1 protein-coding gene is annotated in these 5,991 nt (G+C 75.8%); it reads left to right on the top strand.

Features of this window, described 5'->3' with window-relative positions:
- Positions 1–5,991, top strand: a 5,991-nt coding sequence (locus IE124_RS33800; RefSeq protein WP_189513805.1) for a type I polyketide synthase, incomplete at both ends; no start/stop codon positions are given.

Consider the following 5,991-nt stretch of genomic DNA (forward strand, 5'->3'; position numbering starts at 1 on the left):
GCACTCGGGGCCCGAGTCACCCTCGCCGCCTGCGACGTCGCCGACACCGACGCCATGCGCACCCTCCTCACCAGCATCCCCAAGGACGTCCCCCTCACCGCCGTCGTGCACACCGCCGGCGCGCTCGACGACGGCATCGTCGACACCCTGACCGCCGAGCAGGTCCGGCGGGCCCATCGCGCGAAGGCCGTCGGCGCCTCGGTGCTCGACGAGCTGACCCGGGACCTCGATCTCGACGCGTTCGTGCTCTTCTCCTCCGTGTCGAGCACGCTGGGCATCCCCGGGCAGGGCAACTACGCGCCGCACAACGCCTACCTCGACGCCCTCGCCGCCCGCCGCCGGGCCGGCGGCCGGACCGCCGTGTCAGTGGCCTGGGGGCCGTGGGACGGCGGCGGCATGGCAGCCGGTGACGGGGTGGCCGAGCGCCTGCGCGATCACGGCGTACCCGGCATGGACCCGGAACTCGCCCTGACCGCACTGGAGTCCGCCCTCGGCCGGGACGAGACCGCGATCACCGTCGCGGACATCGACTGGGACCGTTTCTACCTCGCGTACTCCTCCGGCCGCCCTCAGCCCCTCGTCGAGGAGCTGCCCGAGGTGCGGCGCATCATCGACGCGCGGGAGAGCGCCCCGGCCGGGCCGGGCGGCAGCTCCGCCGCGGGCGGGAACCCGCTGGCCGAGCGGCTGGCCGCCGCGGCTCCCGGCGAGCGTACGGAGATCCTCCTCGGTCTCGTACGGGCCCAGGCCGCCGCCGTGCTCCGGATGCGTTCACCTGAGGACGTCGCCGCCGACCGGGCCTTCAAGGACATCGGCTTCGACTCGCTCGCCGGAGTCGAGCTCCGCAACCGGCTGACCCGGGCGACCGGGCTCCCCTTGCCCGCGACGCTCGTCTTCGACCACCCGACGCCGCTGGCCCTCGCGTCACTGCTCCGTGCCGAGTTCCTCGGTGACGAGGACGCGGCGGCGGAGTCCACGTGGGCCAGGGGGACGCGGGCTGTCGGCGCTGGTCTCGGTGCCGGAGCTGGTGCTGGTCTCGGTGGCGGAGCTGGTGCTGGTCTCGGTGGCGGATCCGGTGTCGGTGGCGGATCCGGTGTCGGTCTCGGTGTCGGTCTCGGTCTCGGTGTCGGTCTCGGTGTCGACGACGATCCGATCGCGATCGTCGCCATGAGCTGCCGATACCCCGGTGGCATCCGCAGCCCTGAGGACCTGTGGCGGATGCTGGCCGAGGGCGGCGAGGGCATCACGCCCTTCCCCACCGACCGGGGCTGGGACCTCGACGGCCTGTACGACGCCGACCCGGACGCGCTCGGCAAGGCGTACGTCCGCGAGGGCGGGTTCCTGCACGACGCGGCCGAGTTCGACGCGGAGTTCTTCGGTGTCTCGCCGCGCGAGGCGCTCGCCATGGACCCGCAGCAGCGGATGCTCCTGGCGACGTCCTGGGAGGCGTTCGAGCGGGCCGGCATCGAGCCGGGCTCGCTGCGCGGCAGCAGCACCGGTGTCTTCATCGGCCTCTCCTACCAGGACTACGCGGCCCGCGTCCCGAACGCCCCGCGCGGCGTGGAGGGTTACCTGCTGACCGGCAGCACGCCGAGCGTCGCGTCCGGCCGCATCGCGTACACCTTCGGTCTCGAAGGGCCCGCGACGACCGTCGACACCGCCTGCTCGTCCTCGCTGACCGCCCTGCACCTGGCGGTGCGGGCGCTGCGGAGCGGTGAATGCTCGATGGCACTCGCCGGTGGTGTGGCGATGATGGCGACCCCGCACATGTTCGTGGAGTTCAGCCGGCAGCGGGCGCTCGCCCCGGACGGCCGGAGCAAGGCCTTCTCGGCGGACGCCGACGGGTTCGGCGCGGCGGAGGGCGTCGGCCTGCTGCTCGTGGAGCGGCTCTCGGACGCGCGGCGCAACGGTCACCCGGTGCTCGCCGTGGTCCGTGGCACGGCCGTCAACCAGGACGGCGCCAGCAACGGGCTGACCGCGCCCAACGGGCCCTCGCAGCAGCGGGTGATCCGACAGGCCCTCGCCGACGCCCGGCTGACGCCCGGCGACATCGACGCGGTCGAGACGCACGGCACGGGTACCTCGCTCGGCGACCCCATCGAGGCCCAGGGCCTCCAGGCCACCTACGGCCGGGAGCGTCCGGCCGAACGGCCGCTCGCCATCGGCTCCGTGAAGTCCAACATCGGGCACACGCAGGCCGCGGCCGGTGCGGCGGGCATCATCAAGATGGTCCTCGCCATGCGCCACGGCACCCTGCCGAAGACCCTCCACGCCGACGAGCCGAGCCCGCACGTCGACTGGGCGAACAGCGGCCTGGCCCTGGTCACCGAGCCGGTCGACTGGCCGGCCGGGCCCGGTCCGCGCCGTGCCGCCGTCTCGTCGTTCGGCATCAGTGGGACGAACGCGCACGTGGTGCTGGAGCAGGCGCCGGAGGCATCCGACGTGCCGGAGGCATTCGACGCACCGGAGCTGCTCGGGGACGCCGAGGCGGCTGAAGCGGCTGAAGAGGCCGAGGCGGCTGAAGCGGCTGAAGCGGTCATGGCAGCCGAGGCCTCCGACGCCCCCGGGTCGTACCGCCCCGGGCACCTGCCCTGGGTGCTGTCCGCCAAGGACGAGGAGTCCCTGCGCGGCCAGGCCGCCGCCCTCCACGCCTGGCTGTCCGCCCCCGACACGGACCCCGACGCGGGTCTGTCGGACGCCGCCGGGCCCGAGCGTCTGCGGGACGTCGGGTACGCGCTCGCCACGAGCCGTACCGCCTTCGCCCACCGCGCCGCCGTGACCGCCGCCGACCGGGACGGGTTCCTGGACGGGCTGGCCACGCTGGCCCGGGGCGGCACCTCGGCCCACGTCCACCTGGACACCGCCCGGGACGGCACCACCGCGTTCCTCTTCACCGGGCAGGGCAGTCAGCGACCCGGCGCGGGCCGTGAGCTGTACGACCGGTACCCCGTCTTCGCCCGGGCGCTCGACGAGATCTGCGCCCACCTCGACGGCCACCTCGAACTGCCCCTGCTCGACGTGATGTTCGCCGCGGAGGACAGCACGGAGGCCGGGCTGCTCCACGAGACCCGGTACACGCAGTGCGCGCTGTTCGCCCTGGAGGTCGCGCTCTTCCGGCTCGTCGAGAGCTGGGGCGTGCGGCCGGCCGCGCTGCTCGGCCACTCGGTCGGCGAGATCGCCGCCGCGCACGTCGCCGGTGTGTTCTCGCTCGCCGACGCCGCCCGTCTGGTCGCCGCGCGCGGGCGGCTCATGCAGGAGCTGCCCGCCGGTGGCGCGATGCTCGCCGTCCAGGCCGCGGAGGGCGAGGTCCGCGCGTGGTTGACGGCGGACGAGCGGTACGCGGACCGCCTGGACGTCGCCGCCGTCAACGGCCCCGAGGCCACCGTCCTGTCCGGCGACGCCGACGCGGCGCGGGAGGCGGAGGCGTACTGGTCCGGGCTCGGCCGCAGGACCCGCGCGCTGCGGGTGAGCCACGCCTTCCACTCCGCGCACATGGACGGGATGCTCGACGGGTTCCGTGCCGTACTGGAGACGGTGGAGTTCCGGCGGCCCTCCCTGACCGTCGTCTCGAACGTCACCGGCCTGGCCGCAGGACCGGACGACCTGTGCGACCCCGAGTACTGGGTGCGGCACGTCCGCGGCACCGTCCGCTTCCTCGACGGCGTCCGCGTCCTGCGCGGCCTCGGCGTGCGGACCTGCCTGGAGCTGGGCCCCGACGGGGTCCTCACCGCCATGGCGGCCGACGGCCTCACGGACACCTCCGCGGATTCCGCCGCCGGCTCCACCACCGGCTCCCCCTCGGACCCGGCCCCCGACGGCCCCCGGCCGCTGCTCGTGGCGCTGCTGCGCCGCAAGCGGCCGGAGACCGAGACCGTCGCGGACGCCCTCGGCAGGGCGTACGCGCACGGCACCGGTCCCGACTGGCAGGCCTGGTTCGCCGGAACCGGGGCGCGCCGTGTGGACCTGCCCACGTACTCCTTCCGGCGCGACCGCTACTGGCTGGACGCCCCGGCCGAGGACACCGCGGTGGACACCGCCGGCCTCGGCCTGGGGGCCGCCGGCCACCCGCTGCTCGGCGCCGTCGTCAGCCTCCCGGACCGGGACGGCCTGCTGCTCACCGGCCGCCTCTCCCTGCGTACGCACCCGTGGCTCGCGGACCACGCCGTCCTCGGGAGCGTCCTGCTCCCCGGCACCGCCATGGTCGAACTCGCCTCCCACGCGGCGGAGTCCGCCGGACTGCGGGACGTGCGGGAGCTGACCCTGCTCGAACCGCTGGTCCTGCCCGAGCACGGCGGCGTCGAGCTGCGCGTGACGGTCGGGGAGCCGGTCGTCGAGCCCGTCGGGGCGCTGAGCGGCGAGCCGGTCGGGGCGCCTGGCAGCGAGCCGGCCGGCGTGACGGTCGGGGCGCCTGGCGGCGAGTCGGCCGGGGGCGGTGCGCGGCCCGTCTCGCTGCACTCGCGGCTCGCCGACGCGCCCGCCGGCACCGCGTGGTCCTGCCACGCGACCGGCCTGCTGGCCACCGACCGGCCCGAGCCGCCGGCCGGACCCGGCGGTGCGGCCGCATGGCCGCCGGAGGGCGCCGAGCAGATACCGCTCGACGGTCTCTACGAGCGGCTCGACGGGAACGGTCTCGCCTTCGGCCCGCTGTTCCGGGGGCTCGACGCGGTGTGGCGGTACGAGGGTGAGGTCTTCGCCGACATCGCCCTCCCCGTGGACGCGACCAGGAGCGGCGGCGGAAACGCGGCAGCAGCCCCGTACGGCATCCACCCCGCGCTGCTCGACGCCTCGCTGCACGCCATCGCGGTCGGCGGGCTCGTCGACGAGCCCGAGGTCGTCCGCGTCCCGTTCCACTGGAGCGGAGTCACCGTGCACGCGGCCGGTGCCGCGGCCGCCCGGGTCCGGCTCTCACCCGCGGGCAAGGACGCCGTCTCGCTGTCCCTGACGGACGGCGAGGGACGCCCGCTGGTCTCCGTGGAGCGCCTCACGCTGCGGCCGGCCACCGCCGGGCAGGCGGCGGCGAGCCGCGTCGGCGGGCTGATGCACCGGGTGACCTGGCGTCCGTACGCCCTGCCCTCCCTCGGCAAGCAGGACCTGAACCTGAACACCGCTTCGGCCACCTCGTACGGGCCGACGGCCGTCCTCGGCAAGGACGAGCTGAAGGTCGCCGCCGCCCTGGAGTCCGCCGGCGTCGAGGTCGGGCTCTACCCCGACCTGGCCGCGCTGGCCTGGGACGTGGCGGCCGGCGCCCCCGCGCCCCGTACGGTCCTGGCCCCGCTGCCCGCGGGTCCCGCCGACGGCGGTGCCGAGGCCGTACGGGGCACGGTGGCCCGGACCCTGGGGCTGCTCCAGGCCTGGCTCGCCGACGAGCACCTCTCGGGCACCCGCCTGCTCCTGGTCACCCGCGGAGCGGTGCGGGACCCCGAGGGGTCCGGCACCGACGGCGGCGAGGACCTGTCGCACGCGGCCGCCTGGGGTCTCGTACGGACCGCGCAGACCGAGAACCCCGGCCGCTTCGGCCTGCTGGACCTGGCCGACGACGCCTCCTCGTACCGAGCCCTGCCGTCGGTGCTCTCCGACCCGGGCCTGCGGGACGAGCCCCAGCTCGCGCTGCACGACGGCACCGTCCTGCTGGCCCGCCTGGCCTCCGTCCGGCCCGGGCCGGGCACCGACGCGCCGGCGCTCGCTCCGGAGGGCACGGTCCTGCTGACCGGCGGCACCGGCGGTCTGGGCGGACTGGTCGCCCGGCACGTGGTGCGCGAGTGGGGCGTACGCCACCTGCTGCTGGTGAGCCGTCGCGGGCCGGACGCCCCCGGCGCCGACGCGCTCGTGGGCGAGCTGGAGGCCCTGGGCGCCCACGTGTCCGTCGCCGCCTGCGACGTCGCCGACCGCGCAGCTCTCACCGCCGTACTGGACGCCGTACCGGCCGGGCACCCGCTCACCGCCGTCGTCCACACGGCAGGCGTGCTGTCCGACGGCACCCTCCCCTCGATGACC

Origin of the sequence: Streptomyces narbonensis (assembly GCF_014649015.1) — a bacterium.
GTDB lineage: Bacteria > Actinomycetota > Actinomycetes > Streptomycetales > Streptomycetaceae > Streptomyces > Streptomyces narbonensis.